The organism is Sphingomonas aurantiaca (assembly GCF_003050705.1).
Lineage (GTDB): Bacteria > Pseudomonadota > Alphaproteobacteria > Sphingomonadales > Sphingomonadaceae > Sphingomonas > Sphingomonas aurantiaca.
On sequence record NZ_QAOG01000004.1, the window covers coordinates 212,869 to 236,383 of the forward strand.

A 23,515-nucleotide genomic window follows, 5' to 3' on the forward strand; every position below is an offset into this window, starting at 1 on the left:
AGCGGGCTAGGCGCGCGATCGTCAGCCTAGCTGCGATCAAGCCGTGGGCTCTTCCTAGGCGGTGAGCCGTCCCACCCTGGCCAGCGCGGTCGACGCTACCGGCCAGGGGCAGGGGGGCATTAGTTCGCCGTCTTGGGCGCGGTGCCGGTGTTCTTGGGCGCGTCGAAAGACGGCATGATGTCCCGTACGCTCGTCATCATGCTCGTGCCGGTGGTCGCCAGCTTGTACGAGTTGATCCGGAGGCCGATGGCGGCGAGGCCGGCGAGGAGCGGGGAGAGTGGTGCGAGAACCGCGATCGCGACACCGGTACCGACCAAGGTTCCGAGACCCGCGCCGATATTCCCCGCGATGATGTTGCTGGTGCCCGGAATCAGGACTTCCCCGGCAACCAGAGCAGTCCGCGCCAGGGCTGTGTTACCGTCCATTGTTTGCGTGCTAGCCATTTGCTGTCCTTTCAATAGGATAAACGCGACATCTAACGATTCCAGCAACCGTAGCGGCTACTGATGACTTCGTATCATCGCGCTTCGAAGATGGCAGCATGAGTCGCAGTCAAAATAGATCGAAACGCCGCAGATATGGATGAACCAAATCCGCAAGTACTTGCGCATACGAAGCAAGTGCTCTGTCTGCCGCGCAAAATCGTACTCACTTGAATGTGATGGTGTCGAGCGGACCTTCTGCGACCAATGCGGCCCTGTAGTCTGCCTCGCACCACGTTATTACCGACCAGCGCCGTGCTGCCGAATCGTCATCCGGGTCACGTATCGTCTCGGCGCCGCCCAGCAATGCGCTGCATTCCAACAATGTCGGGGAGCGGGCGAGGCCTTCGCCCCGTGCCTTGAGATAGGCCTCCTTGCGGGTCCAGGCGCTCAGGAAGAGCTCCAGCCGATCGTCCGGCGTGCAATCCGTGAACACGCGATATTCGGCCGGGCTGAGAACGATCGCCGCGACCCCGTCGAGATCGTGCATCGGACGGACATGCTCGATATCGATACCGATGGCGCGCTGCCGGGTAACCGCGACGAGCGCTTGCTGCCCCGAATGCGCCACGTTGAACTGAACGCCGGTCAGGTGGCAGGGCGCGCCCAACTGGGGTTTGCCGAAGGTACCCGTGCTGAGTGGCACCCGATCCGCGGGGAGGCCGACATATCCTGCGAGGATATGGCGCAGCGCCGCGCGCGCTATCGTGAATGCGGTGCGGTCGCGTTCGAAGACGAACCGTGCGGCGCGCGCACGCTCCGCTGCGTCGAGCACGGCCGCTGCCGCGACGACATCCGCACTGCCTGCGTCGAGCGATATCGTCCAGACGTCGATGGTGGAGAGTGCTTGTCCCGCCGCATCGGCGAGGACTGCGGCGCCAGGGGCGGGTGACCGGAACGGCGTTGCGGATCGAAGCATGCGCCGTCGCCCCTTTCAGTCCCCGCCCCGCGATAGGACGTCCTGCCGATGATGCCGCCAAGCTACAGGCGGCTGCATCGCAGAGTCTAGCCTGCCGGCACGGTATCGGTCCTGATCCGTACAGTGCTCACACCGCGCCGCTCCCCGGGGTCACGATCAACGCGAACCGTGGTGGCGAGCGCGAGTACGGCCCGACTGTCCGATCGACCCACCGACTGTTTCGTGAGAATTGAGGTAACGGCTTTCGGGTAGCCGTTCGCACTTGAGAGCGCGCGCCCTACGCTGGACTGGGGGCTGCACGTAGCAACCGCTCGGTAATACATCGTTTAAGGAGAATGGTGGACGCACTTGGGCTCGAACCAAGGACCCGCTGATTAAGAGTCAGCAGTTTCTTCAATGTTTTCAACGCGTCATCCGATAGATTCTCGTTCTGTACCGCGTTGACCTGCCGAGGGAAGCGTCAATTTGTCGGAATGGTGATCGGTCCTCAAAGTGTCCCGCGTACCGTCGAGATGGTCGATGATGCCGCGACTGGCGGGCAACAATGAATGCGTTCATTTTGGATCGAAAAGAGTCAGGCTGCCTCATATTCCGGCGGTGAAGAGTCAGCATCGATTACCTATTTGTTCGGAATGTTCAGTGCAGATTTCGAACCAAAGGAAGCAAACAGACGGCGGTCGGCGCGGTCGCCGATTGCCCTTGATGCTGAACTCGACGGGTCGCGCCGCACCCTTTGTAGGGTTGCCGATATATCTATCGGAGGCGTTCGGCTCCGAACGTATTCCGCCCTGAAGGTTGGAGCAAAGATATGGCTCACCCTCCCCTGATCGGTCGAGTTTCAGCAGTCGTGAAATGGGCAGATGACTACAACGCGGGATGTCAATTCGATGATCAAGTAAGCTCCGATGTTATCCAAGCACTTTTGGCGGACAAGGCACCGAGCGCTACGCCCCAGCCACAGGATCGAGACAATTTAATGGTTTCAGGGTGCTGCCGAACTCGTGCATGCTTCTACTATTTACTAGGGGAACTGCAAATAAAGATGGGTGCGAAGCGTGGTCGAACATTGGTTGTCGACAGAGGTGTGCAACTGCCTCAGTGTCCGACAATGAGGGAACGCGAGGGAAGGACAATTGCGGATCTTGTCGAGGGCCTATGGCACTTGCGAGCGCTGGCGATACAATTGGATTTGAAGGTCGTCGGGGCGCTCATAAAGGCTGCTATCGGGGTGATACCGACCACCTTGCACTGAACGTTTACAGGCAAGATGAGGGCGGCTTCGAGGAGTGCGCTGCCTCGAAAAAATTTGAGTAACGCCTTAAGTCCAGCTGGAATCGACCGTTATTCCCTTCGTCAGATCTGCATGACCGCGCAAGCGGCGTGTTTCGTCCAAGATCACGGAGATTCTCATGACTGTAATCGGTACTAACGTCTCTGCACTTCGTGCGACCAATGCGTCGACCAAGGCCTCGAACATGCTGGCCACGTCGATGGAGCGCCTGTCGACCGGCAAGCGCATCAATTCTGCCAAGGACGATGCCGCTGGCCTCGCCATCTCGTCGTCAATGACTTCGCAGATCAAGGGCATGAACCAGGGCGTCCGCAATGCGAACGACGGCATCTCGATGGCGCAGACCGCCGAGGGCGCACTCGACGAGGTCAGCAATAACCTACAGCGCATGCGTGAGCTCGAAGTTCAGAAGTCTAACGGTACGTATTCGACGAGTGACATCGCTAACATCAAAACCGAGCAGGACGCGCTTGCTAAGCAGATTTCGAACGTCCTCACGAACACGAGCTTTAACGGCGTCAAACTGTTCGATGGCACGGCCGCTGTAGCTCCTGCCACGACCACCACGGCGAAGACGATCAAGGTGCAGGCTGGTGCAAACGCAAGCGACTCTATCGACCTGAACCTCGGGAGCAGCCTGAGCGAGGCCGCGACTGGTTCCGGCTCCACGTTGACCGGCGGCGGCGTCGGCACGGTGGTCGTTGCTACGACCACGAATGGCACGACGACCGTCGCGGCGGGGGGCACGCTGCAGAACTACGACGATGCTATTTCCCTCGTGTCCAACCGTCGAGCGTCGCTTGGCGCTGCTCAGAACCAGCTTCAGTCGGCGGTTAACAACCTGACCTCGAACGCGACCAATCTGTCAGATGCCAAGAGCCGTATCGAAGATACCGACTTCTCGGCAGAAACGACTGCTCTCGCCAAAGCGCAGATCCTGAGCCAGGCATCGACCGCGATGCTCAGCCAGGCTAACCAGAGCCAGCAGAGCGTGCTGAAGCTTCTCGGCTAAGTTTACGCGACCGTTGCCCCCAACTTAACGGTCGCGTATTTCCGCTGTTCGTGTGATCCGGATGGCGAGCCCCGGCAGTCTAAGCTGCCGGGGTTTTCGGGTTTTCCTTACCGGCAGTGAGGGCAACGGACAATACCTTCATCTATAGCCCGTCAAACGAGCACTCGCGTCGTCAGAGGTCATTTTGGCCTGTCGCATCACGTATCTTAATGCGGGTGCCATCTAAGCCCCGAACTCCGACCCGCCCTCATCAAAATTGAGTGCGGGTGAGGTGATACCTCAAGTCATTTCCGACCAACTTCCGTCGGTGGTGGGCCCGCAAAGGCGCGCGTCGCGTTCGAGCCTTGATTGGAACCGATTATGGCTTGTGAACCCGAGCGCTTGCCTACGAACGTCGAAGCTGAAGACGGATTTGTTTTTCTCAACGATGTATCAGGACCGTTGGCGATGACACCGGAAGACGCCTTGGCTTTGGCGGACGGTTTAACAGACGCGGCCGCTACAGCTGTTGGGCAGCAAGCTATCGCTAAGCTCCAGCGTGGCGAGGAATGGATATAACTACGCCGGCATTTAAAGAACGGCTACGATCAGCCGGGATATTGCGGTAGCGCTCGTGGCGCTTTATTCGAGCTCCCATGGGGATACGAAATACCCTGCGCGATGCGTTCGTGCAGGCGGGGCAACGAGGCGAGCACACCATCAGTTGGCGGCTTCGCATTGGATCGATACAGCAACTAGCTGATGATACCGAACGCGTCCTTGGGTATAAACCTAAGGCGCTAAACTCGTTCCTTGGTTTGCCTATAGACGTCTGCCCAATTGGCGCACCGAATGAGCTCGTAACCTCGATAGGGGCTGTAACGCTAGATATGAGGCCTGATTCGACAACTGTGCGCCGCTGACGCGCTACGGTCTTGCGTTCATCGGTATCGAAGCTGGCCCCCCGGACGGCACAGGGAACTTGTGCCTCAGGACGGGTGCGATTGTTCGGCCTCAAGTGTGTCCGCTGATCGATCAAGCGCTTCTGCGACCTGCTCAATTGCGTCGCTGAGCACGGTTCCTGCCATGCTCGCGTGAAGATCTCGATATTCCTGCGCCTGCTCGCGCAATTCTTTGGGCGTCTTAGTCATGTGACATAGGTAGCGGCATCAACCTTTACGTGGCATGACGCATTTTTACTACGCTGCCTTGCTAAAAGTACCAATCTGCTTGTCAGGATGGCAGTATCGCACCGTTGCGCGGGCTCCCGATCATGCACCGAACTCCGGGCCCTCGTCATCAGGGTAGAACGCGTGGGGATCGTACACCGGTCGCTGCGCCGGCCGCATCTGGCGGGGTGGCGGACGTTTCTCGCCGTCGGGGACGGGCGGGGGCAGGGTAGGCAACTCACCTCCGAACCGGATCCGGATATAGGCCCCGTTCCCGTGCATCGCCTGGAAGACCGCGGTCGCGTCGTCTTCCTTCATCCGCTTGCCAATCAGGGGCGCGCGCTCGGCGCTGACGTAGCCCAGCTGCGTGCCGCGATCGCTGAAGATGGCGACGGCGTTCGAGTCGAACGGGTTGGTCGGCTCGAGCCGTAGTTCGACCAGGTCGCCCGGCGCGCACATCATGCACTCCATCCGACGGTTGCTCTTGCTCGCATCCTCGTTCGGGAAGTCGATGCCGACAATGGAGGTGGTGAGTTCGTCCATGTGATCGATGTATCCTGCGGCGTCAGATAGCGAAAGGGCGGCCCGATGAGGGACCGCCCAGGACCTAAACGCGAATTACAGGCAAATCGAAGTCACGAGCATCTGCAATGGCTTCGGTTTCCGAAGCGCGATCAGACACGATCATTTTGCCGCCGTCGAAGCAGTGCTCGACAAACCACCGTGGGCTTCCGTCCAAGCGACCGAACCATACTTCGACCCACTCCTTACGGAGCGCGACAACGCTCATGCCGCACGCTTCAGTTCGCCTGCGAACACCGTCGCGAGCTTTGCAAGCCCCTTCGGAGTGATGTGACAATAAGGCCGGCAACACGGCATGCCGGTCTTCTGGTCCGTATAATTGGCCTCCTTGTATTCCAGGCGACCATTTTCGATTTGCGGTCGATACGCGACCCAGCTTCCGTTCTGGCGATATGCCCATCGGTTGGCGTTCAACCAAGCGGTCAGGACTGCCATCTTGACACCAAGAACCTTCGTCGCCTGAGTGAAAGTGACGCTTCCGTCACTCGCGGCGATGAGATCGAAAGCGTCAGCCTTGGGCGCCAGCTCCGCGTTGACGACTTCAAGCTGCAAACGCTGGCCTCGTTCGGCTTGAAGTTCCTGCTCGGCCGCGAGCGCCAGCTGGATCAGGTCCATTCGAGAGAGGACGGCCGGCGCTGGCTGGAATCTTCGCGTTTCAAGTTCCTGCCACCGCACGACGATCTTGTGACGGGTTTTCACGTCGTAGCCAGAGACCAGTGTGATCGCCAGATCCTTGGGCAGCGCCAACTCCCTGTAGGTTTGCCCATTTTGGGGGTGCGTCCAGTTCTGGACATACCCCTCGACCGGCAGATCAAGCGCTTTGAGCATGACTTCGCCGTCGCGCAGGACGTGCCGATGCTCTTTGCCGGCGAGTTCGGCGATTTCACGGCTCGACATGGTGGGCTGCTGCCCATCAGACCCGTTGCCCGACTTAACGAGCATTTGCTTGTCGAGGTCGGTCGTATCTGCGGGTTTCAGGAAGATGCCGTTCGGTGTATCGATTGATTCGGGCATGCTGGTTCATGTCCTTCTAGTGCGCGGGCTTGAACACCGCTGTTGCTGGGGAAAGGCGACCGAGAGGGATGCTTCTCAGGGCTAAATGCCCTCTCGGTCGTCCACGGCGCTGGAGATCCCTGCACCGATTACCATTGCGGAAACCGCGTGGCGGGAACTAGTCAGGTCGGGGTTTCCGACCAAGATGCGATACCGGTCATGATATACCGGATATCAAAGGGTAGGGACAAGCGGGCCGACCCTTCTTCGCAAGAACATATTCCGAACATCCGGCACACCGACTGTCAAGCCACGTGTGCCGTTCGAGAACTGTTGGTGCCAAATGGTGCGACGAGTTGAGCAGATCGCAGTCGGAAGCAGCAGATATTTTGCCCGAATCGGTCGACCGCGCATAGGCTAGCGTGATGAGCAAAAAGCCCCTGCATCCCGACGTCATCGAGTTTCTCGACGATCAAAGCCTGCTTGAGGCATATCAGCAGACCAACGGATCACCAGAGAGTGCCGAGGCCAACGCCCTACTCGCTGAGATTGAGCGGCGTAACCTCGACATATGATGACCGATCGCGATGTTTGGATGAAAGCCGGAGCTATTCTCGCCGAACACGGGGCGATGACGGCAGACTATATCATCGACCAGATCAGCGACGCGATAGGCGACAGGGTCGCGGTCGAGGACTGGCGCCGGGTCGCTGCAGCGGTTGACGCGATCAGCGACGCGCAATCGCGGGGTGCCAATTGAGAACAAACGCGGAACGGTGTAGCCCGGGGATCTGACGAGTCGGAGCCGATTGCCGTGTCTGAGCCCAACCGAACGACGTTCATCGCGCTAGTCGTATTGGACGACGCGATCCGACGATTGCAGACCGCGGGCTCGCTGAAACCGCCTGAGCATGGCGTGCGGTTAGCGCTCGCCTACCTTTACAGCCTGTGCCTTTCTAAGAATCGCGATCCGTTCGACAGCCTTTGGCTGACGCTGCTCGGTCGAGATCGCCACCCGCCTGACTTCAGGGTGACGTGGGCAGGCACACAGTTCTCTCGCATCTGCCAGGACATCGGCGTCCCTCACGACATCAACCTGATTGAGGCCCTAGCAAAGGGGAGGGCGGACCCTAAGCCCAACCCCCAGCGACCCGCGCAGCTTGGAACGACATATCGTACCCGATGACGAGTTCCGGCCTGCCTACCCCGCCGATGCCTCTGCCGTCGGTTCGGATTGCGAAGGGCGAACATACATTGTGACCATGCCTGTTGCTCTGGATATAGTCGGCAGCGGCTCCACCTCACATGACTGATCGCCAACCTGGCCTCGCCCGGAAATGCCCTCAGCGAATACGCTCAAATCCGCGTCACCCTCACCTGACTCTGGTGCAAGATTGAGCCCGTTAGTCTCCGCCTGGCGACGATCTTGGTCATGCTTATCGGGCAAGTATGCCATCATGAAAGCGATGAGAAGCCGGCCATCGGTCAACTGGCGGATCCCGGCGGGACCAGTAAAGAACGGGAAGTCAATTCTGGCCGTGGCAGAGTTGTCGACGGTGCCGATGATCATCGCCGATCCTTTCCGATGCCCCGTCACGCGAGGGTGCCGTACTGCTGCGCCACCCGCAGCACGAGGGTCCGCTGCTTGATGCGTGGGGGGACGTTGTTCGTCGTGATGGTCAGGTCGACGCCCAGGCGCACGCCATCGCCGTCGAAGATGGTCGCCGACTGCTGCCCCGCTGCGATGACCGGCCAGAACGTGATCTTGTTGCCGACGCACGTCGGGGCGTAGCCGCTGTCACTCCGGATCGACAGCCCCGCGGCCGCGGACTCAACCGACACGGCCAGGACGAAAGACGCGACCGCCTCGCCGGTGATCAGGAACGGTGCAGGCTTCGCGTCGAGCGCGCCCTGCGATAGCGTGACGACGAACTCCTGCACGTCGGAGGGATCGACCGGCTGTTCGAACGCCGGTGCGGATGCTGGAACTGGCATAGCTCTTCCTCAGGTTAGGATCGTTGCGCTGCGGCTGCCGGTGTCGACCAGCGTTGCAGATCGAGGGGCCTTATCGCCCAAGCTGATTGTGCGGCTCGCGGGCGTTTGCAGGATGCTGACCGAGCGGATCGTGTAGCTGTTCAGGCTTGCCGGGCTGATGGTCGACACGCCCCCTGTGACCTGCTGCTGGACCGGTTGCATCGTGCCGTCGGCGAAGGTGTAGAGGACGCTGTAGAGGCCGTCGGTGACCCCTTGGGGAGCCCAGTTCAGCGACAGGGTTTCGCCCGGGCGTGTGGCCGGCGCGGTAGGCGCGGGGATGAACGAGGTGGCGACAAGGCCATCCTCCAGCTGCACGCCCGAAACATAGACGCCAGAGACGCCATCACCCTGCGAGGTCTGCTGGACCGTCCAAGCTGAGGTGCCGGCCTCCATGATGTATGTCTGGACGGCCGCAGCCGAGGTGCCGGACGTCGAGCACCGATACCGCCCGCTGCCGTAGCTGACGATCGCAGCTGTCCCCACGCCGCCTAGAGCACCGACCGTTCCAGTCGTCAGGTCGAAGGTGCCGCGGTGGAAATACTTCGCGCCGTCGTAGGCCCGCAGCCCAAACCGGGGCAGGCCGGACACCTGGGCGAATGCGGACAATGTCAGCGGCCCGGCGGGGCGGCTAGACGAGGCGTTCAATACGAAGCCGTGGGAGGTGTTCGCATTGGTGTTGACGAGACGGTCTGCCGTCGTGGTGCCGTCTGGCGCGACCCCCGTGTTAGCGACCCATGTCGATCCGATATTTTGCGCGAGGGGAATCGTTGCGGCATCGCTGACGATATAGTTCGTCCGCGGGGGCTCGAGCAGAAGACCGCGGCACGCCAGCGTCACCGGATCGAAATCGAAGCGCGCGACATTCGCCGCGCTGCCGAACTGGGTCAGTCCATTCGACCCAGTGAACGAGTAAGGCCCTGCCGCACGGGTTACCGTGGCACCCGACGGCAGGATCCCTGCGGCGAAGGAAAACCCTGCCATTTGGAATTAGGCCCAACCGCCAGCGACGAGCGCGGCTTGGAAAGACATCGCGTACCCCGCTACCTTCTCGGCGCGGTCGATCCCGTTGATGATGCGGCGCGCGGAAGTAAACTGGACAGGAGTGGCCGCCCCCTTCGCGGGTAGGTAGGTGCTGAACTTCCGCGCCGTGAACCAGCCCTCGGTCATGCCCAGCACCATGATCTTCGCCGAGATATCGGTCTCGAGCGCGCGATCGTAGTTGGACGTAAGCGCGCCCTTGAGCCCGAGCTCGTCGTCTGCCCGCTCGTAGTTATAGTCCCACGTCAGCTGGACATCGCCGCGACCGTAGGCAATCTGACCGCCATGCTTGCCCGGCTTGCCATATGGATAGTTTCGGCCGCGTCCGATCTCTGGGATCGGCTGCATGCGCTGGGCGGTTTCGTGGAACGAGGTGGCGAGCCCGTACGCGACATGCGCCAGGGGCGAACCCTGCGCAGCGAATGCGGCAAGCTTCGCTTGGATGCCCTCGACCTGCGCCTTCGTCATCGCCCCGAACAGCGGGCGAATCGCCGCGAAGAATTTTGCCGGCGCCGCCAGCCCGTGCGCAGGACGCGCAGAGGCAGCCGCCGACTTTGATGCCGTCGTCATCTTTATTCCTTCGGGTGTGAGCCTATTCGGCTGGTGGACTGTTCGGAGAGTGCCAGGGTGGCGCTCCCACGTGCTCGGGCCGGCCCGCCTCGCGATTCACACGGCGCTTGAGGCGGGCCGTTACCTCGGAAACATTCTCAGGGCAGGGCGTTCACCGGTCGCTGAGCTAACCCCAACGCAGCTCGGTCGGCCCGCCATCGCCCCCCGGTGATGCGGGCCGTTACGCCGCAGGCTTGTCTTCGCCCCCCGGCAACGTCTTGCGGACCCAACCGAGCGCAATTGAGATGATGCCCGCGCCTAGCGCACCGAGCCCCGTACCGATCATCAGGGCCAGAGCTGGGTCTGGACGCATCCGGATCACGCCGGCAGCGGAAAACATGACGACAAGCACAGTCACTGGGAGGTCGACCGTCCAGCGATGCTGCTCACGTCCGGTCTGTACCACGTAGAACCGCACCGCCAGGCACGCGCAGATTGCCGCAATCATGCTGCCGGCCTCGAATGGATAACCAACGAAATACCAGATCGCCGGGCCCGAAGCAGTAACGACCGCACCGCGGTCACTTGCGATGGCCGCCGCAGCGACCGGTAGAAATGCCCCCATGGTGGCCCCCGCTTTCCAAATCATCGAGTAGAGACCACGCCGATCGCGGCGATGAGGCTAAGTACGCCGATCGCGGCTGGCCGCTTCAGCATTGGCAGGCTCGCCCACATATCAATCGGGAACGGGCGGCGACGCAGCTGCGCGACCATTCCGCGAGACGACAGATAGAACATGCCCAACCCCGTGACGCCGAAGAGCAACGCGAACGGGTCCATGAACCGCTTGAGGGTGAGGAACCAGCCGGTCGCGGCCGGGTCGCGCGGGTTCCAGTTCCAGAGCGAGACCGCCTCGCCGCCGCAGCGGATGACGATCGCCAGCGCGAAGCAGAAGCCCGCAACCCGCCAGATGGTGACGGGGTGATTCCAGAGATCCCGCGCGCGGTTGCGCCGCCACGCGATCCACGCATCGACGGCGAACATCGCGGCGACGACGCAAACTGCCGTCATGCCAGCGAGATTGACCACGACGAGCCAGCCGTGGCCATCGAAGCTAGGGGGAGCGAGCGTCATGGGTCCATTCGCGACCGCCTGGGCCGCGAGGCTGCTATTGTTCATCGGTCTGTTCCTTCGTCGAGGCCGCCTGTCGGGCTGGCGAATGCCGGATGATCGCGGCGGAGAGCGCGCCTCAGCGCTGCTCAGGCTCAGTTGGCGACGTTGTATTCGGTGCCGAGCAGATTGAGCAGGGCGGCCCCGGTCGGCAGGTTCGCGTCGAGATGAAGGGCCTTGTTGAAGACCATGAACCGCCCGGCTTTCATCGTCGGATCGTTGCCGTCGAAGAACCACCCGCCGATGTTCCACCGATCGCCAGCCCCGGCCGCAGACGGACTCGTGAAGCGATTAGCGACGGTGCCGTTACGACGGATGTACGCGATCTCTTTGGTCGCCTCGTCATACGAGAAGATGCCGACGTGCGTGCCGGGCGCTTCACCGCAGGGCATCTGATCACCGCCGATCGTGAAGATCAGTTGCCCGCTGTTGTTGTAGCCTGCCGAGTTGTTGCCGCTTGCCATGATGGTGCAGGGCTGGGCCGCGGCGTCGCCTGCGGCGATGGTCCATGCCATCGCTACGGAGAACGAACCGGCGGGCCGGACGGCCGACGAAACTAGCCGGCGCGACGTCCCGCGAACGAACGACAAAGCCGTTTTCCCGTTGATCGATGAAACTGCCGGGCCATCTCCGCCTGCATCCTTGCGCGACCAGGTCGTTCCCGATGCTCGATCAAGGGCGACACCGTTGGTCACCGAATAGTCGGCAGGATCAAACAGGTGGACCAACCCGCTCGCGCCAGCCAGTCGAGCAAGCTCGACGGCGAAGTCCGAGACATCAATCCTCGGCATCCGCGCACGCGCAGCTGCGGGCCACCGGAAGCCGTCAGGCATCCGTACTAGACGTGCAATGGTCATGGAAAAGTCCTTTCGGAGGAAGGTTAGGCGACGCCGATCGCGTGATGCAGCATCCAGTTGTATCGAGGTTGGCCGTTGGCGCTGGCCGCGGCGAAGGTGTCGCGGATGCAGCAGCGCGCGCCGGTCGTTGGCCCGGCCGGTTGCCCGGCCGTGCCGTCAAGTGCGAAGCGGAGGGTCCCTGCGACTGCCGTTGCCAACGTCAGCGTGATCGTCGCGCCGCTGACAGCGATGTTGCTGATCGCGACCTCACTGCCATCGGACTTGACGTAACGGACGCCCAGCTGCCCGGGGTTGCTGACAAGCGTCGTGTCGATCGCCAGCGCTCCGCCCTCAGGGAGACGGCACGTCGCGGTGATCGTCACCCCGCTCCGCGTCGCTCCGGTGACATACAGGCCCGCCGCGCCCGCGCCGCGCGCCATCCGCGCCAGACCGTCTCCGATCATCTCGTCCATGCGGCGCTGCCCTTCGGCATCGGGATGTAGGCCATCAGCCATATGGGTCAGCGGGTACATCGGACCGACCACCGCAAATGACGCAGCGTCGTCCGCCATCGCCGCCATCTGGGCGAGCGGAACTTGCGCCGTCGTCAGTTTGTACGCCGCAGCGGTCCAGCTGGACGGCTGGACGATCAGGATCGGCGGCGCGGCCGTTGCCGAGAAGGTGATCGCACGCACGGCGATGCGGAAGGCGTCGCGCATCTCGAACAGGTTGGCCTTGTAGGAGGCCGTCGTCGCAGTCACGAAATCCGACTCACCCTGGACGTAGGGCATTGCGTCGACCGTGAACGCGAGACCCGCACGCCATGCTTGGAGCTTGGCAACCACGATCGTGCGGATCAGGTTGGCCCAAAACGGCGAGCCCGGCTTCAACTGATCATAGCGCAGGCCGCGCACCCCCGAAGAAGCATATGCGACCGCCTGCGTCGCCGGCAGGGCGCCGATATACCCGTGCACGAGACGCGGGCCGATCGCTGGCAGATTGTCACGGGCGGGGCCGGACAGGTCGAGCATCTGCCCAAGGTCGGCCTCGGTCACGAGTTCACCATAACGTGCCGGAACGATGCCGCCCGGGAACATGATGCCGCGACCTGGATCGAGCGGCACGCGGTCCAAACCGATCGGGCCGGGATCACCGCCCACGCTGTTCGACTGCCCGTATCCCGCAATCATGGCGACCGTCGACACGCCAGCCGAAACGACCGCGCGCGCGCTGATGTCGCGAGACTTCATCGCCGTACCGCGCAGCCATGCGATCTGGTCGCCCTGGACTGTCGGTGACGTACTGTCGCCTTCGCCATAGGTCAGATACGCACTGCCGCTGGCGTCGGTGAGGACAATATCACGGGCGCCGTCCGTTCCCGTTACTCGCGCAGCGAAAGGACCGTTGACGATCACCGGGAAGCCGTTGGCATTAAGCGCGCCGGCGACATAGCCATCCATGTCGACAAAGCCTGCCGCGACGTCCCCCGTGAAGACCTTGATCGTCTCGCCTTGAACCGTGCCGTCGGCCAGTCGAGCATGAAGCGCACCGTCAGCATCGAACCATGCCGCGACATAGCCGTCCGCATCAACCGCCAAGGCCAACCGGACATCACCCGTTACGAAACCATCCGGGTTTGCGTTCCGAAGTGCGGCTTCAGCCCGAGCAGCAGCAGCTTCGGATCGGCTCGCTGAAGTACTAGCATTCGCAATCAGCGGCGCGAGGATCTCAAAGCCATTGATGCTTACTTGAACGATTTGGTCACCGAACTGCACTGACCCGCTATTCGCCCCGCTGCCCGCGGATGCGGACGCGCTATAACTCGGGGGCCGATCGGTCGGGGCGTTGTCTGACCCAAAGGCTGAAGCCACCACGATGAAATCGCCGTATAGCCGAGTCTGCGCGTCGCCGCCGATCGTCCACTGCATGGCATAGGCGAGCACGGTGTTATCGCCGACCTCGCCCGTGTAAGGAACCTTGGTGGCGTCCGTCATGGTTGACGCGTTGATGCGGCCCTTGATGACGCTGGTCGGGACACCGTTTGTGGTGGTGACGCTGTCCAGCTTGAGCCCCTCTGCGGCGAGGGTCGTGACGGTGAGGAGCGAAATTAGCGGCGCTCCGGGGACGTCCCGGCCCAGGCGGATCTGCATCGCCATTGCTACGCCGGTCATATCGATTCCCGTCACGACGATCGTGAACCGCGCGACTTCGTTACGCCGCGCACAAATCGCGAGGCGGGCTGCAGTGTCTGCCATATTAGCCTCCGGCTACTGTTGCTGTTCGAGAGCGCGAATGCGGTTCACAAGCGCATCTATTTCGGCTTTCCCGTAGGTGCCGCCGAGCATTACCGCGTCTTCCGCTGACGTAGCGGTGTTCGCTTTGTTTGCGGTTTCGGCCGTGCCGGAACTAGCGGCGTATTCGATAGCTACAGGGTAGCTATCCGGAATGCTCAAATCCGGTGTCGGCGGTGCCTTTCCCGTTTTACCCAAACAAAACGAGTGCTTGGCGAAGGTTTCGGACCGGCACGTCAGCGTGACGCCCATCGTGCTTCCCTCGATCTCCCTGTTGCGTACAACGACGTCGCGCGCGTTCAGCGAGGCCTCTGGGATATCGACCGTCAGGCAGTCCCCAGGCCGGTAGCCAATCGCGTAGACCTTGGCGGGCAGGACGATGCCGTCGAGTTCGCGACCGTTCCACATCGCGTAGAGCCCAAGCTGGGCGCCTTGATCAACCTGCTGCACGAGCGGGAAAGTCAGTTCCGTTGGCCGGCTGCCGCCGTCGACGGTGACATACGCGGGGATGGCGATCGCATCGAGGGGCACCTCTTCCCATCCGTGCGTCTCCAGCCGCACACGCGGGATGACGGTGTTCCGCCGAAGACGGCGCGAGGCGGTGCCGGGCACGTCGACGTCGCCGGTGATGTCCTCAGCCGTGATCGTGCCGATTGAGACGCGCGGAGCCGTGTAGGTGCAGGACAGCTGCGCGCCGACGGGCATGACTTCGCCGCCGCCCGCCTGCGCGATCATCTTGAGGATGTCCCAGCTGTTATCGGAGTTCGTGTAGACGATGCCGCCGGCCTTCCAGCCGTTAGCATCGCAGACGTTCGCCCAATCGACGAAGGGCGCGATGTCGATTCCGCCGATCTTCATGCCGCCGCCGGCGACAAGCACGCCATTCTGGATCCGTCCGAATGCCCAGGTCAGCGCGTGGAGGGCAGGGCATTCGGACCAGACATAGGTCGCGTCGTTGCCCAGCCGACAGGCCCCACTGCCACCCGGATAGGTGCTGTCGAGGCGCGGATCGTAGACGTAGACGCCTTCGACCACGCGACCACGCTGCGGCACGCCGTTCGGGTAGATCTTCCCCTTCTCGTCGAATTTGAGGGTCCAGAGATCAGCGGCAAGGCCAGAGAGCTTGTGTGCGGCCGACCAGCCCGGGAAGTCGCCCTGAGGCCCCGCTAGCGCGCGGGTCTCGGGTACCGCCCCCAGTTGCTGGTCGAGCCACATATACCCCGTGTACGCCCCGCCGATCGCGGTGCCCGCCAGCGCAACGGCGACCTTGTTGATCAGGAGCGGGCCAAGGCTGCGAACGGGGCCGATGCTGTGTACCGTGACCCAGCTTTCCAAGCTGTTCTTCGTTCCGTAATACTGGCGGTGGACGACGTTGCCGCCGGAGTAGGTTCGCCCGATGACGATTGGCAACCCGGCGTCCTTGTCGATCTTAAACTGCGTCGCGCTCCCGCCGATCGATCCCTTCGGGGTGCCCGCGGCCAGCGATAGCACTGCGCTCGCCGCGCCCGCGATCGCGCCGACAGCCGTCAGCGTAGCGGCCGACACGCCGAGGAACCCGGCCGTTGCGCCGGCAGCGGCACCGGCGCCCGCGGTCGCGCCGATCAGGCCGGCACCCGCAGCAGCGCCAACACCCGATGCGACCAGTGCGACCGCGCCGATCACGAACGCTGCTGTCCTGAGGGTTTTCGACATCGCTAGACCCGCCAAGCCGCGATGTATTGGACCGGCTGCAGGATGTCGGCGCTGGCGAGATCCTGATGATAGCCCAGCACGCGCCCGTTACCGACGGCGATCGTCAGCGCGCCATCGAGCGGAGCCTCGCCGGGGATCATGACGATGTCGGCGACGCGCGCGGACGCGGGAGCCACCCGCTCAAGGCCCATCCCGTCGAGCGCCTCGGCGAGCGTGCTGTACCCGGCGCGCTTCAGCGCCAGCAGAGAACCCGCGCCGGTCTTGTACGATCCGGCTTTGCCCAACTGTGGACGATGGCCCATTTTGCGCAGCACGAACGCGGCCATGCGGACGCAATCGTTCTTGCCCAGTTCCCACGGCTGCCCCTTGAAGCGATCGACAGCCGCTTGGGCTGCCTGCTGGCGCCGGATCATCTCGATCATAAGCCGATCGCCCCCAGGAATGATGCGCGGGTCGTGCCAGTGATGACGCTGACCGCAGAGGGTGGTTTCTCGACGCCCCAGTAGCTGGTGCGCTCGATGCCGGTCATGTTCGACAGGCCGAGTTCGCCGGGCGCGACCAGCTGGTGCCAGGCATCCGACAGCCGCGCGCCGATCTCCTGGTCGTGGAATGGCTCGAGCGCGGAAGTGCAGCGCCATTCGACCGATCGCGTACCTTTGCCGACCCGGAGCCGTGGAACATCAAGCTCGCCGGCGAACAGCTGAATCGGCTCCGGCATGATCAGGCCGGTCGCGCGGTCAATCACCGCCAGCCATCCGTTGACCGCGCCGCCCTGCGCCGTTGCCGAAGTGAGTTCGGCCGCCGAAACGGAATCGGGCGGAACGAATGTCAGTGTCCAGTCGGGAGCCTCGTCTCCAATGCCATCCTTCAGCGTGCTTGCCGCGACCAGCGCGCCGAACTTGCTGTCGAGGCCCGTAAAGACCTTGTCGCCCCATGGCACCTCGCCAGAGCCGACGAGATGGCGCATTGTGTAGCCGGGTAGCACCACCTCGACGAGCGGCGCCAGCGGCGACTGCCCCGCGCGTAACGCCGCCGACATCTGCGGTGTGAGACGAAAAGTCACTTCCGCTCCTGAATGCTGAAGGCGAGGGGCTTGGTGCGGTTGCGCTCGAAGCCCGCGCCCTTGTCGAACCCGACCAGTTGCCCCTCGATCATCGGCTGGTCGAATGCTGCCTCTTCGCCGTCGACGGTGATGAAGCGCAGCATGGGCCAGATCGGCACCGAGGCCTTGCCGTCTGCACCCGCGAACACACGGCCACGGGTCATATAGACGAAATGGACCCCGCCATGAACGACGCTGAAGAACCGGCCGTGGACGATCTCGGTTTGGCGGAACAGCCCACGGAGGTTGAGCGTGGATCCGGTCTGCCCGGCGCCGTCGACCGCGATGCCGCTGCCGATCGGCTGGGGCCGGTTCGGCAAGCGTAGCTCAATCCGGGCGTCTGCCGTCGTGGCTTCCATGAGAAGCGCGATCAGCAGACGGCTTTCCGGATCCTGCCGCAGCTGAGAGGTCGAGACATCGACGACGAAGCGGTCGCCCATGCGTGGGATTTGCAGATCGGCGCCGCCGAGCACACCCTCTTGGTTGCCTGAGAAAAGGCGCGGGCGGATCGTCAGATCGTTGATCCGGGTCCAGGGGATGAAGACGCTCAACGGAATCGACCCAGTCGACGTGTCGCAGACGCCTCGGCATCTGCCGCGGCCATCATGCTACCGCCATTCGCCGCGGCGACGCCCATCGACTGGGACATCGCGTTCATCTGCGACAATAGGTCGGCCGTCATCACCGCCCCCCGAAGGTCAAAATGGTTCGTGACGGGTTGAGCATTGCCGCCATCCCCCATCCGACGCGTCGCCCCAGCCGGAGTGACGCGGGTACCGGTCGGTAGCCATGCCCGTTCCGGTCCGTGCTCACCCAACAGCGCAGTGCCGCCGGACCAGTATTCGGTGCCCGCCGCGAGCTTCGGCAGATACGGCCCGCCGGCCGCGCTGACGCTGCCGACATTCAGGTCTGCGCCGGCGAACGCCGACGAGCCGCCTGAGAGCGCCGAGGCGCCGCCGATCAACTTGGTGAACGCGCCGAGCAGCCCGCCGCCGCCCGCCGACCCAATCTTGCTGAGCGTCCACTTCGCGAGCATCTCCGAGATCGCGTCGAGGCCGCGCTGCCGGAAGATATCCATGATCGACTTGGTCCCACCGGTCATCGCGTCTCGGTAGTAGCCTGCGAGATCACGGATGCTGGCCTTGCGCTTTTCATAATCGTCCGCTCGCACCTGCACTTCTGCATCGCGCTGGATCTGGATCTGGTTCATCGTGTCGGCGAGCGGATCCTCGCTGCCGAATAGCACCTTGAACTGTGCAAGCTGCGCGTCGGCCTGGCGCTTCTGCTCCTGATGGTACGCCTCCATTTTGTAGCCGGAGGCCTGCCCGGTGGTCAGCCGACCAGCGGCCTGGAGTGCGGAAATCTTCGCCAGCGTTGCGGCATATTCGTCAGCCGCCGCGCGCGCGGGGTCGAACTGCTTGACGACCTCGCCAAGGTCACTGTCGAGCTCCTTGTTGGCCTTGGCAAGCTCGCGCGTTTCCTTCGCAGCATCACTCGCCGCGGTACGCTGCGCGGCCGTCCGCGCCCACTCGACATGCCAATGACCAGTCTCGGCGAACACCTTGGTCAGCCGCACGCCTTCGGCAGCGAACGCGTCCTTGATCTTCTTGGCCGTCACGCCCGCCTGAACCTGGATGTCGAGCGCGTTGCCCCGCTCGTGCGCGCTGGTCCCGGGCTTTGCGACTGGGTTTTCCTTGGGCTTACCCTTGGAGATCCAGTCGTCGTAAAGCTGCTGCTGCCGGGCGGTGCTGCGATCGGCGCTGTTGACCTGAAGCCCAGCGGCGCGCGCGATCGACGACGCCTCCCGTGAGGTGACCTCGCGACCGTACTGCCGGGACGTCTCGCCAGCGGCCTTCTGCTTGTCCTGCTCAGCCTTGACGGCTGCCGCGCGGTTGCGCTCGATCGTGGCGAGTTCCTGGGTGAGCGCACCGTCGACGTCCTGACCCGCCTTGATGCGCACGCGCGCCGCGTTGCGCGCAGCCGTAGCTTGGTCGTCGTACTGCTTCTTGATCCGTGCCATCGGATCGGCCGAACGTGCCGCGGACTCGGTCGCGAGGTCGATGCGCGTACCCATCAGGTTGCGCTTGGCCTCGTCGATCGCCTTCTGGTTGGCCTGCAGCTGAGTCTGAAGACCGGCGACGCGCCCGCTCGACTCGGTCAGCGCCAAAGTGCCGAGTTCGCCGCGCTGACCTGGCGCCTGCGCGCGCGTCTTGTCGATATTCTCCTGCGCGATCGCCTGATCGAGCATCGCCGCCGTCACCGCGCGGATCGACATCTCACGCTTCAGGTTTTCCTTGGCGAGGATGTTCGCACGCTCTGCGGCTGACCGCTCGCTTTTGGCCGCCGTGTCGAGCGCTTCGGTCTGCTCGCGAATGGATGCCGCGACGCCTTCCGCCGACCGCGCGAACCGCTCCTTGGCGATACGGGTGTTCTCTGTTTCCTCCGCGTCCTTCTTGAGCTTGTCGATGCCGTCTTTCACCGCATCGCTGAAGTTGAACAGCTTGCCGACCAAGGGGCCAAGCACGAGTGCGGCCGCGGTGATTGCGAGGCCCCATGGCCCAATCATGAACCGAGCGAAGTCGCCGGCGCGGCCTTCAAGGCTTGAGAACTGCCCAGCGACCTGGCCGCCCTGGATGGCGAACACCTGCAGCACGTTCGTACCCATGCTGATCTGTGTGAACGTGTCCTGCAGCTGGTAGCTAAGTCCCTGCATTGCTGCACGCTGCGCGCCAGCAGAATTGCCCGCGCGGCCATGTCCGATCGATACCGCGTCCAGCGCGGCCTGCTCCTGTCGCAGTTTAGCGACATAGTCGTCGAGCGAGATCGCGCCAGCGCTGATCAGCGTGCGGGCTTCGGCAATTTCCTTGTCGAATCGCTGCTGCGCGCCGAAGGCGGGATCGATGGCTGCCCGGAGCGCAACCGCGCGAGCTTCCATTTTAGCATAGGCGGCCTCGAACACCGCCGCAGACGATTCCGCGCTTTTCCCGATGTTGTCGCGTACCCCGGCAGCCATATCGAGCTTGGTCGGGTTGAGGCCGGGCAGCAGTGCGGCGAGCTTCGACGCCTGCTTGTTGGCGAATTCCATGGCCGCATCGGCATCGCGCCCGGCCTTCACCGCCGACTTCGCCAGGCGATTGAACGCGGCGTCGCCAGTGGTGCCGATGGCGTCGAGATCGGCAACGACCTGCGCCTTGCCTTCCGTTCCAAGCCGAATTGCGATCTGACGAGCCATCGGACCTCCTATTCGGTGAAAGCGTCGGGCTCTTCGCCAGACAGGTTGTCGATGATGATCGGCTCGACCGTCGGCAGCACGTCGGCGAGCAGGGCGAGGTCAACTTTGCGGGCGTTGCCCATCGTCATGATCGCACCGAAGTCGAGGCCGACCGGCGCGCCCATGATACCCGAACGAAGCTGGCGATCGCAGGCAGTCAGGACGCGCCAGACGCCTTCTTCGGCCTCGGTCTGCGGCTCTTCGACGATGTACGGGCATTCGTTGCACCGGCGCCCCGTGTCCGCGATGCACGCTTGCTGGCAGTATCGCTGTCCGGCATCGCCGCCGCCCCAATGCCACTCGGAGAGGCGGCGAAGTCGTTTCCCGGCTCTTCCCGCTCGCGCTCCGCGGTCACGAAGGGCACGACATAGGCGGCGTCGAATGCCTCGAAGGTGACCGGATCGGCGAGCGCCATGGCAAGGTTCTCAGCGGAGAAGGGCAGGGCCTCGCCCGCACCCTCATCACCCTCGTCCGCCATCAGGCAAACACCGCGCCAGTCCTGCGCGCCCTCGGTGATCAGGGCGCGGCTCATCGCGTCGCCCATTTCTTCAAGCATATCGATCGCCGAAGTGCCGTCATCTTCGCCCTCGGATGCGGACACGTTGCGCGCCGCGCGGCGCGCGCGCATCAGCATCGAGCGGTCAATGGGCGCGAAGAGCACTTCGGCGCCCATCACGGGGGTCCATGCCGGCCCCTGCGGCTTGCGGACGAGCAGCATCAGGAGGTGTACGAAGGGACGTCGTTGATCAGGGTCGCGACGACCGAGCTACCCGATGCCGCCTTCGAACCCTGCCAGTTGAACGCTTGCATGATGCCGTTCGGGCCGGTCACCGGCTTCTTCGCCTGCGGCATGAAGACGCGGCCGACGACGAAGATCAGGCTGAACGTGCCGAAATTCCAGCCGAACGAAAGCTCCATGGGCGTCGGGGGCGTGGCGGTCGCGGCGTCGAGCAGCACCCGGTCCTTGAACCGCACGTTTACCGAGCCGGACATCTGCGCCATGCCGGGGTCGCTGTCTTCGATGCGGCCATCGGGCTGGATCGTCTCGACCTTCTCGAGGTTGTTCGAATAGGTGAAGTCGGCCCCGACGACGCTGCCGAGCAACTGCCCATCCTTACGCACATAGCCGACCGCCTGCGGGAATCGCGTGGTCGCCAGTGACGCGGGGGTCGTGGCACCGACGGTCGCCGTGGTCGGCGTTGTTTCGCCGATGCAGATCAGGCTGCACGTCGCATTAAGCAGGCCCGAGCGGGACTGCGAGATGCGTAGCTGGTTGCCGCGCGCGCCCCGGTTGACTGAGAACGCCGGCACCTCGGGCGCGCCGATCTCAATCGACATGGATGGCAGATCGCGCGCGCCGGATTTGAAGACGTGGGTGAAAGCGCCGGATGCACCCGACGTGGTCGGATCCCCGAAGAACAGCCGCAGCCAGCGACCGAAGTTCCGGACATCTACCGGCACGACGACGTCGCCATCATTCGTCGCAACATCAGGCGTCGGGTCCTGCATCTCGCGCCCCTGTCCGAGCAGATCACTTTCGATCAGCGGACGCTCTTCGCCGAGCGAGTGGCTGACTAGGGGGACATTGAACCACGATGCGGTGTTCGCCGGCACGATGCCCGGCGTGTCTTCGAACGCGGCTACGACGCGCGCATTGGCACCGCGGGCGCGAGTAGGGACTACAGCCATTCGGCTTCTCCTTCAGGACAGTTCGGAATCGGTGACGTAGGTGGCGGTGAGCACGAGCTCGGCGCCGCGAGGCGGCTCAGCGCCCTCGGTGAAAATGTCTTCGCTGCCGGGGGCTGAAATGCTGAGCCATTCACACAAGCCGCCGAGATGACGGTTAGCTGCGATCGCGGCTCCGAACCTTACCAGCATCGCGTCGAGGGCTTCCTCGCTGGTCTGCGTGGCGGTCGAGACGGCTGTGAACTCGATCGGGATGCGATGGGACCAGTTATAGGCAAGCGGGCTGAGATCGACCTCGGGCTCTCCAGGGTCGCCGGTCCGGATCACGATGCGCCCGTTCGCCGGCACGCGTGCTGGCGGGGCCTCATCGCCATCCAGGCCGACAACTTCGGCCAGAGGGACCGCAACTGCCGTAAGCAGCTTCAAACGCTTCAGGATATCGAGTTTTTTGCTCATTTCATCCCCAGCTGTTCGGTGAACCGAGCCTCGAAATTGGCGGCCCAGCGCTGCGCCACGACGTCGAGGTCGAGAACCCTGGGCAGGCGAACGCTCGGGACCATGACGAACATCAGCACAGGCTTCGGATCACGGCCCTGCGCGCGGCGACCCTTGGTCGCGATCCGGAAACCGCGACCGTTGCGCGCGCCGACGGCGTTGATGAACGCCAGAACCCGGCCTGCGCGCCCGCGCTTGAAAAAGAGATCCTGATTGAACGCGTTCTCGACCTGCGCTGGCGTCATCTTGCTGCTCGAACCGCGACGCCCGCGCGCGCTGGGGACGTTCTTCGTTGGAATGGCGAGGAACCGGCGCCCGGCGAGCGGTACGATTTGCGCGCCGCGCGAAAACGCGTCGATGATGTCCGGCGCATTGGACCAGATATAACCCGACGGGGTCATGCTGCGGCGCTTCTCGGGAAAGACGCGATCGCGCCAGGTATTGGCGAGGCGCTGGCCCATCCCAGCCCCGGTGACCTGCTCGCGCAATTCGAGCAGCGCCTTATAGGTTGTGTCGCGCATGGCGCGCGAGGCGGCTTCGGCTAGGTCGCCCTCGATGCCATCCATCAGCGACTTCATGTCGAAGTCGATGCCGGCGTTGATCTTCACGAAACCGGGCTTCCGCCGATCGTGTTCGACAACCCCTCAAGATCCAGCATAGCCTCGCCGAGCAGCTTGTATCGGGCGTCACCCATGCGAATGACCGCGCCCCTTTCCGGCTCGGCTACGTCTGACTTGCGGATCTCGAAGACGTTCGTGCCCTCAATGACCTGCTGCTCACCGAAGCCGACCGACTTGTCAGGCTGCCCGCGGATGACCCGGATCGGGGTGGGTCGCTCGACGCCGCCCTTCGGCGTATAGAAGGCCTCGCTTGATCCCGGGGCGAAGAACAGGACGTCCAGCGCCGCGGCGAAGGGGTCCACGA

At 63.3% G+C, this 23,515-nt stretch carries 29 protein-coding genes; 4 read left to right on the forward strand and 25 right to left on the reverse strand.

Annotated elements, in window-relative coordinates:
- Positions 1-119 precede the first annotated feature (119 nt).
- The gene (locus C8J26_RS12600; protein WP_146168826.1) at positions 120-443 is read right to left on the reverse strand and encodes a hypothetical protein; all 324 of its coding nucleotides are present in this window, start codon (positions 441-443) and stop codon (positions 120-122) included.
- 205 nt (positions 444-648) lie between these two features.
- The gene (locus C8J26_RS12605) at positions 649-1,401 is read right to left on the reverse strand and encodes a 4'-phosphopantetheinyl transferase family protein (RefSeq protein ID WP_107958433.1); all 753 of its coding nucleotides are present in this window, start codon (positions 1,399-1,401) and stop codon (positions 649-651) included.
- A 632-nt stretch (positions 1,402-2,033) separates the two neighbouring features.
- Here C8J26_RS12605 and C8J26_RS20900 point away from each other — a divergent pair.
- The gene (locus C8J26_RS20900; RefSeq protein ID WP_244185314.1) at positions 2,034-2,228 is read left to right on the forward strand and encodes a PilZ domain-containing protein; all 195 of its coding nucleotides are present in this window, start codon (positions 2,034-2,036) and stop codon (positions 2,226-2,228) included.
- Between the two features lie 582 nt (positions 2,229-2,810).
- On the forward strand, positions 2,811-3,704 hold the full coding sequence (locus C8J26_RS12620; protein WP_107958434.1) for a flagellin N-terminal helical domain-containing protein: 894 nt from the start codon (positions 2,811-2,813) through the stop codon (positions 3,702-3,704).
- 968 nt (positions 3,705-4,672) lie between these two features.
- Here the strand turns inward: C8J26_RS12620 and C8J26_RS20490 are convergent.
- The 4 genes from C8J26_RS20490 to C8J26_RS12630 all read right to left on the reverse strand — a co-directional run bounded on the left by C8J26_RS20490 (position 4,673) and on the right by C8J26_RS12630 (position 6,448).
- Complete coding sequence (locus C8J26_RS20490; protein WP_156359614.1) at positions 4,673-4,834, reverse strand: hypothetical protein; 162 nt, start codon at positions 4,832-4,834, stop codon at positions 4,673-4,675.
- 120 nt (positions 4,835-4,954) lie between these two features.
- Positions 4,955-5,395, reverse strand: coding sequence for an HIRAN domain-containing protein (locus C8J26_RS12625; protein WP_107958436.1), 441 nt, complete (start codon positions 5,393-5,395; stop codon positions 4,955-4,957).
- A gap of 64 nt (positions 5,396-5,459) precedes the next feature.
- Complete coding sequence (locus C8J26_RS20660) at positions 5,460-5,642, reverse strand: hypothetical protein (protein WP_208631390.1); 183 nt, start codon at positions 5,640-5,642, stop codon at positions 5,460-5,462.
- Positions 5,639-6,448: a phage antirepressor KilAC domain-containing protein gene (locus C8J26_RS12630; RefSeq protein ID WP_107958438.1), complete on the reverse strand. Its 810-nt coding sequence runs from the start codon at positions 6,446-6,448 to the stop codon at positions 5,639-5,641. Before C8J26_RS12630 ends, C8J26_RS20660 begins: the two co-directional genes overlap by 4 nt.
- A 404-nt stretch (positions 6,449-6,852) precedes the next feature.
- Here C8J26_RS12630 and C8J26_RS20495 point away from each other — a divergent pair, with 404 nt between their 5' ends.
- Both C8J26_RS20495 and C8J26_RS12635 read left to right on the forward strand, forming a co-directional pair.
- Complete coding sequence (locus C8J26_RS20495) at positions 6,853-7,002, forward strand: hypothetical protein (protein ID WP_167398831.1); 150 nt, start codon at positions 6,853-6,855, stop codon at positions 7,000-7,002.
- The gene (locus C8J26_RS12635; RefSeq protein ID WP_107958440.1) at positions 6,999-7,187 is read left to right on the forward strand and encodes a hypothetical protein; all 189 of its coding nucleotides are present in this window, start codon (positions 6,999-7,001) and stop codon (positions 7,185-7,187) included. Before C8J26_RS20495 ends, C8J26_RS12635 begins: the two co-directional genes overlap by 4 nt.
- Before the next feature lie 441 nt (positions 7,188-7,628).
- On the opposite strand, the gene C8J26_RS12645 is transcribed toward C8J26_RS12635, so the two are convergent.
- From C8J26_RS12645 to C8J26_RS12735, 19 genes are all read right to left on the reverse strand, one after another.
- Positions 7,629-7,997: a hypothetical protein gene (locus tag C8J26_RS12645; protein ID WP_107958444.1), complete on the reverse strand. Its 369-nt coding sequence runs from the start codon at positions 7,995-7,997 to the stop codon at positions 7,629-7,631.
- A gap of 23 nt (positions 7,998-8,020) precedes the next feature.
- On the reverse strand, positions 8,021-8,422 hold the full coding sequence (locus C8J26_RS12650) for a hypothetical protein (RefSeq protein ID WP_107958446.1): 402 nt from the start codon (positions 8,420-8,422) through the stop codon (positions 8,021-8,023).
- Positions 8,423-8,431: 9 nt separating this feature from the next.
- Positions 8,432-9,442, reverse strand: coding sequence for a phage head spike fiber domain-containing protein (locus tag C8J26_RS12655; protein ID WP_107958448.1), 1,011 nt, complete (start codon positions 9,440-9,442; stop codon positions 8,432-8,434).
- Positions 9,443-9,448: 6 nt separating this feature from the next.
- Positions 9,449-10,069 (reverse strand): lysozyme family protein, encoded by a 621-nt coding sequence (locus tag C8J26_RS12660; RefSeq protein WP_107958450.1) that lies wholly within the window; start codon positions 10,067-10,069, stop codon positions 9,449-9,451.
- A 220-nt stretch (positions 10,070-10,289) separates the two neighbouring features.
- Positions 10,290-10,673 carry a hypothetical protein gene (locus tag C8J26_RS12665; protein ID WP_244185294.1) on the reverse strand — a complete coding sequence of 128 codons (384 nt, stop codon included), beginning with the start codon at positions 10,671-10,673 and terminating at the stop codon, positions 10,290-10,292.
- 20 nt (positions 10,674-10,693) lie between these two features.
- Positions 10,694-11,227 carry a hypothetical protein gene (locus tag C8J26_RS12670; protein WP_107958454.1) on the reverse strand — a complete coding sequence of 178 codons (534 nt, stop codon included), beginning with the start codon at positions 11,225-11,227 and terminating at the stop codon, positions 10,694-10,696.
- A gap of 86 nt (positions 11,228-11,313) precedes the next feature.
- On the reverse strand, positions 11,314-12,075 hold the full coding sequence (locus C8J26_RS20115; protein ID WP_146168827.1) for a hypothetical protein: 762 nt from the start codon (positions 12,073-12,075) through the stop codon (positions 11,314-11,316).
- A gap of 23 nt (positions 12,076-12,098) precedes the next feature.
- Entirely contained in the window at positions 12,099-14,309 is a 2,211-nt protein-coding gene (locus tag C8J26_RS12680) for a hypothetical protein (protein WP_107958458.1), read from the reverse strand.
- A 12-nt stretch (positions 14,310-14,321) separates the two neighbouring features.
- Complete coding sequence (locus C8J26_RS12685) at positions 14,322-16,037, reverse strand: phage tail protein (RefSeq protein WP_167398832.1); 1,716 nt, start codon at positions 16,035-16,037, stop codon at positions 14,322-14,324.
- Positions 16,038-16,039: 2 nt separating this feature from the next.
- Positions 16,040-16,459, reverse strand: coding sequence for a DUF6950 family protein (locus C8J26_RS12695; RefSeq protein ID WP_107958462.1), 420 nt, complete (start codon positions 16,457-16,459; stop codon positions 16,040-16,042).
- The gene (locus C8J26_RS12700; protein ID WP_146168828.1) at positions 16,456-17,100 is read right to left on the reverse strand and encodes a hypothetical protein; all 645 of its coding nucleotides are present in this window, start codon (positions 17,098-17,100) and stop codon (positions 16,456-16,458) included. The genes C8J26_RS12695 and C8J26_RS12700 overlap by 4 nt, the downstream gene beginning before the upstream one ends.
- The gene (locus tag C8J26_RS12705) at positions 17,097-17,690 is read right to left on the reverse strand and encodes a hypothetical protein (protein ID WP_107958466.1); all 594 of its coding nucleotides are present in this window, start codon (positions 17,688-17,690) and stop codon (positions 17,097-17,099) included. The genes C8J26_RS12700 and C8J26_RS12705 overlap by 4 nt, the downstream gene beginning before the upstream one ends.
- Entirely contained in the window at positions 17,687-20,371 is a 2,685-nt protein-coding gene (locus C8J26_RS12710) for a phage tail length tape measure family protein (protein WP_107958468.1), read from the reverse strand. Before C8J26_RS12710 ends, C8J26_RS12705 begins: the two co-directional genes overlap by 4 nt.
- A gap of 8 nt (positions 20,372-20,379) precedes the next feature.
- The gene (locus tag C8J26_RS20500; protein ID WP_167398833.1) at positions 20,380-20,535 is read right to left on the reverse strand and encodes a DUF7697 family protein; all 156 of its coding nucleotides are present in this window, start codon (positions 20,533-20,535) and stop codon (positions 20,380-20,382) included.
- A gap of 32 nt (positions 20,536-20,567) precedes the next feature.
- The gene (locus tag C8J26_RS12715; protein ID WP_107958471.1) at positions 20,568-21,128 is read right to left on the reverse strand and encodes a hypothetical protein; all 561 of its coding nucleotides are present in this window, start codon (positions 21,126-21,128) and stop codon (positions 20,568-20,570) included.
- Positions 21,128-22,099 (reverse strand): phage tail tube protein, encoded by a 972-nt coding sequence (locus C8J26_RS12720; RefSeq protein WP_107958473.1) that lies wholly within the window; start codon positions 22,097-22,099, stop codon positions 21,128-21,130. The genes C8J26_RS12715 and C8J26_RS12720 overlap by 1 nt, the downstream gene beginning before the upstream one ends.
- A 12-nt stretch (positions 22,100-22,111) precedes the next feature.
- The gene (locus tag C8J26_RS12725) at positions 22,112-22,552 is read right to left on the reverse strand and encodes a hypothetical protein (RefSeq protein WP_107958475.1); all 441 of its coding nucleotides are present in this window, start codon (positions 22,550-22,552) and stop codon (positions 22,112-22,114) included.
- A complete protein-coding gene (locus C8J26_RS12730) occupies positions 22,549-23,199 on the reverse strand; it encodes a DUF6441 family protein (protein WP_107958477.1) in 651 nt (216 codons plus the stop codon). The genes C8J26_RS12725 and C8J26_RS12730 overlap by 4 nt, the downstream gene beginning before the upstream one ends.
- Positions 23,196-23,513, reverse strand: coding sequence for a head-tail joining protein (locus C8J26_RS12735; protein ID WP_107958479.1), 318 nt, complete (start codon positions 23,511-23,513; stop codon positions 23,196-23,198). Before C8J26_RS12735 ends, C8J26_RS12730 begins: the two co-directional genes overlap by 4 nt.
- Positions 23,514-23,515 lie beyond the last annotated feature (2 nt).

Coding starts and splice junctions, on each gene's coding strand:
- C8J26_RS20490 (WP_156359614.1), bottom strand. CDS start 4,834: ATGACTAAGACGCCCAAAGAATTGCGCGAGCAGGCGCAGGAATATCGA.
- C8J26_RS12710 (WP_107958468.1), bottom strand. CDS start 20,371: ATGGCTCGTCAGATCGCAATTCGGCTTGGAACGGAAGGCAAGGCGCAG.
- C8J26_RS12600 (WP_146168826.1), bottom strand. CDS start 443: ATGGCTAGCACGCAAACAATGGACGGTAACACAGCCCTGGCGCGGACT.
- C8J26_RS12655 (WP_107958448.1), bottom strand. CDS start 9,442: ATGGCAGGGTTTTCCTTCGCCGCAGGGATCCTGCCGTCGGGTGCCACG.
- C8J26_RS12670 (WP_107958454.1), bottom strand. CDS start 11,227: ATGAACAATAGCAGCCTCGCGGCCCAGGCGGTCGCGAATGGACCCATG.
- C8J26_RS12620 (WP_107958434.1), top strand. CDS start 2,811: ATGACTGTAATCGGTACTAACGTCTCTGCACTTCGTGCGACCAATGCG.
- C8J26_RS12660 (WP_107958450.1), bottom strand. CDS start 10,069: ATGACGACGGCATCAAAGTCGGCGGCTGCCTCTGCGCGTCCTGCGCAC.
- C8J26_RS12630 (WP_107958438.1), bottom strand. CDS start 6,448: ATGCCCGAATCAATCGATACACCGAACGGCATCTTCCTGAAACCCGCA.
- C8J26_RS20495 (WP_167398831.1), top strand. CDS start 6,853: ATGAGCAAAAAGCCCCTGCATCCCGACGTCATCGAGTTTCTCGACGAT.
- C8J26_RS12605 (WP_107958433.1), bottom strand. CDS start 1,401: ATGCTTCGATCCGCAACGCCGTTCCGGTCACCCGCCCCTGGCGCCGCA.
- C8J26_RS12635 (WP_107958440.1), top strand. CDS start 6,999: ATGATGACCGATCGCGATGTTTGGATGAAAGCCGGAGCTATTCTCGCC.
- C8J26_RS20660 (WP_208631390.1), bottom strand. CDS start 5,642: ATGAGCGTTGTCGCGCTCCGTAAGGAGTGGGTCGAAGTATGGTTCGGT.
- C8J26_RS12685 (WP_167398832.1), bottom strand. CDS start 16,037: ATGTCGAAAACCCTCAGGACAGCAGCGTTCGTGATCGGCGCGGTCGCA.
- C8J26_RS12725 (WP_107958475.1), bottom strand. CDS start 22,552: ATGAGCAAAAAACTCGATATCCTGAAGCGTTTGAAGCTGCTTACGGCA.
- C8J26_RS12695 (WP_107958462.1), bottom strand. CDS start 16,459: ATGATCGAGATGATCCGGCGCCAGCAGGCAGCCCAAGCGGCTGTCGAT.
- C8J26_RS20500 (WP_167398833.1), bottom strand. CDS start 20,535: ATGGGCGCGCCGGTCGGCCTCGACTTCGGTGCGATCATGACGATGGGC.
- C8J26_RS12645 (WP_107958444.1), bottom strand. CDS start 7,997: ATGATCATCGGCACCGTCGACAACTCTGCCACGGCCAGAATTGACTTC.
- C8J26_RS20115 (WP_146168827.1), bottom strand. CDS start 12,075: ATGACCATTGCACGTCTAGTACGGATGCCTGACGGCTTCCGGTGGCCC.
- C8J26_RS12715 (WP_107958471.1), bottom strand. CDS start 21,128: ATGCTGCTCGTCCGCAAGCCGCAGGGGCCGGCATGGACCCCCGTGATG.
- C8J26_RS20900 (WP_244185314.1), top strand. CDS start 2,034: ATGTTCAGTGCAGATTTCGAACCAAAGGAAGCAAACAGACGGCGGTCG.
- C8J26_RS12625 (WP_107958436.1), bottom strand. CDS start 5,395: ATGGACGAACTCACCACCTCCATTGTCGGCATCGACTTCCCGAACGAG.
- C8J26_RS12650 (WP_107958446.1), bottom strand. CDS start 8,422: ATGCCAGTTCCAGCATCCGCACCGGCGTTCGAACAGCCGGTCGATCCC.
- C8J26_RS12680 (WP_107958458.1), bottom strand. CDS start 14,309: ATGGCAGACACTGCAGCCCGCCTCGCGATTTGTGCGCGGCGTAACGAA.
- C8J26_RS12665 (WP_244185294.1), bottom strand. CDS start 10,673: ATGGGGGCATTTCTACCGGTCGCTGCGGCGGCCATCGCAAGTGACCGC.
- C8J26_RS12720 (WP_107958473.1), bottom strand. CDS start 22,099: ATGGCTGTAGTCCCTACTCGCGCCCGCGGTGCCAATGCGCGCGTCGTA.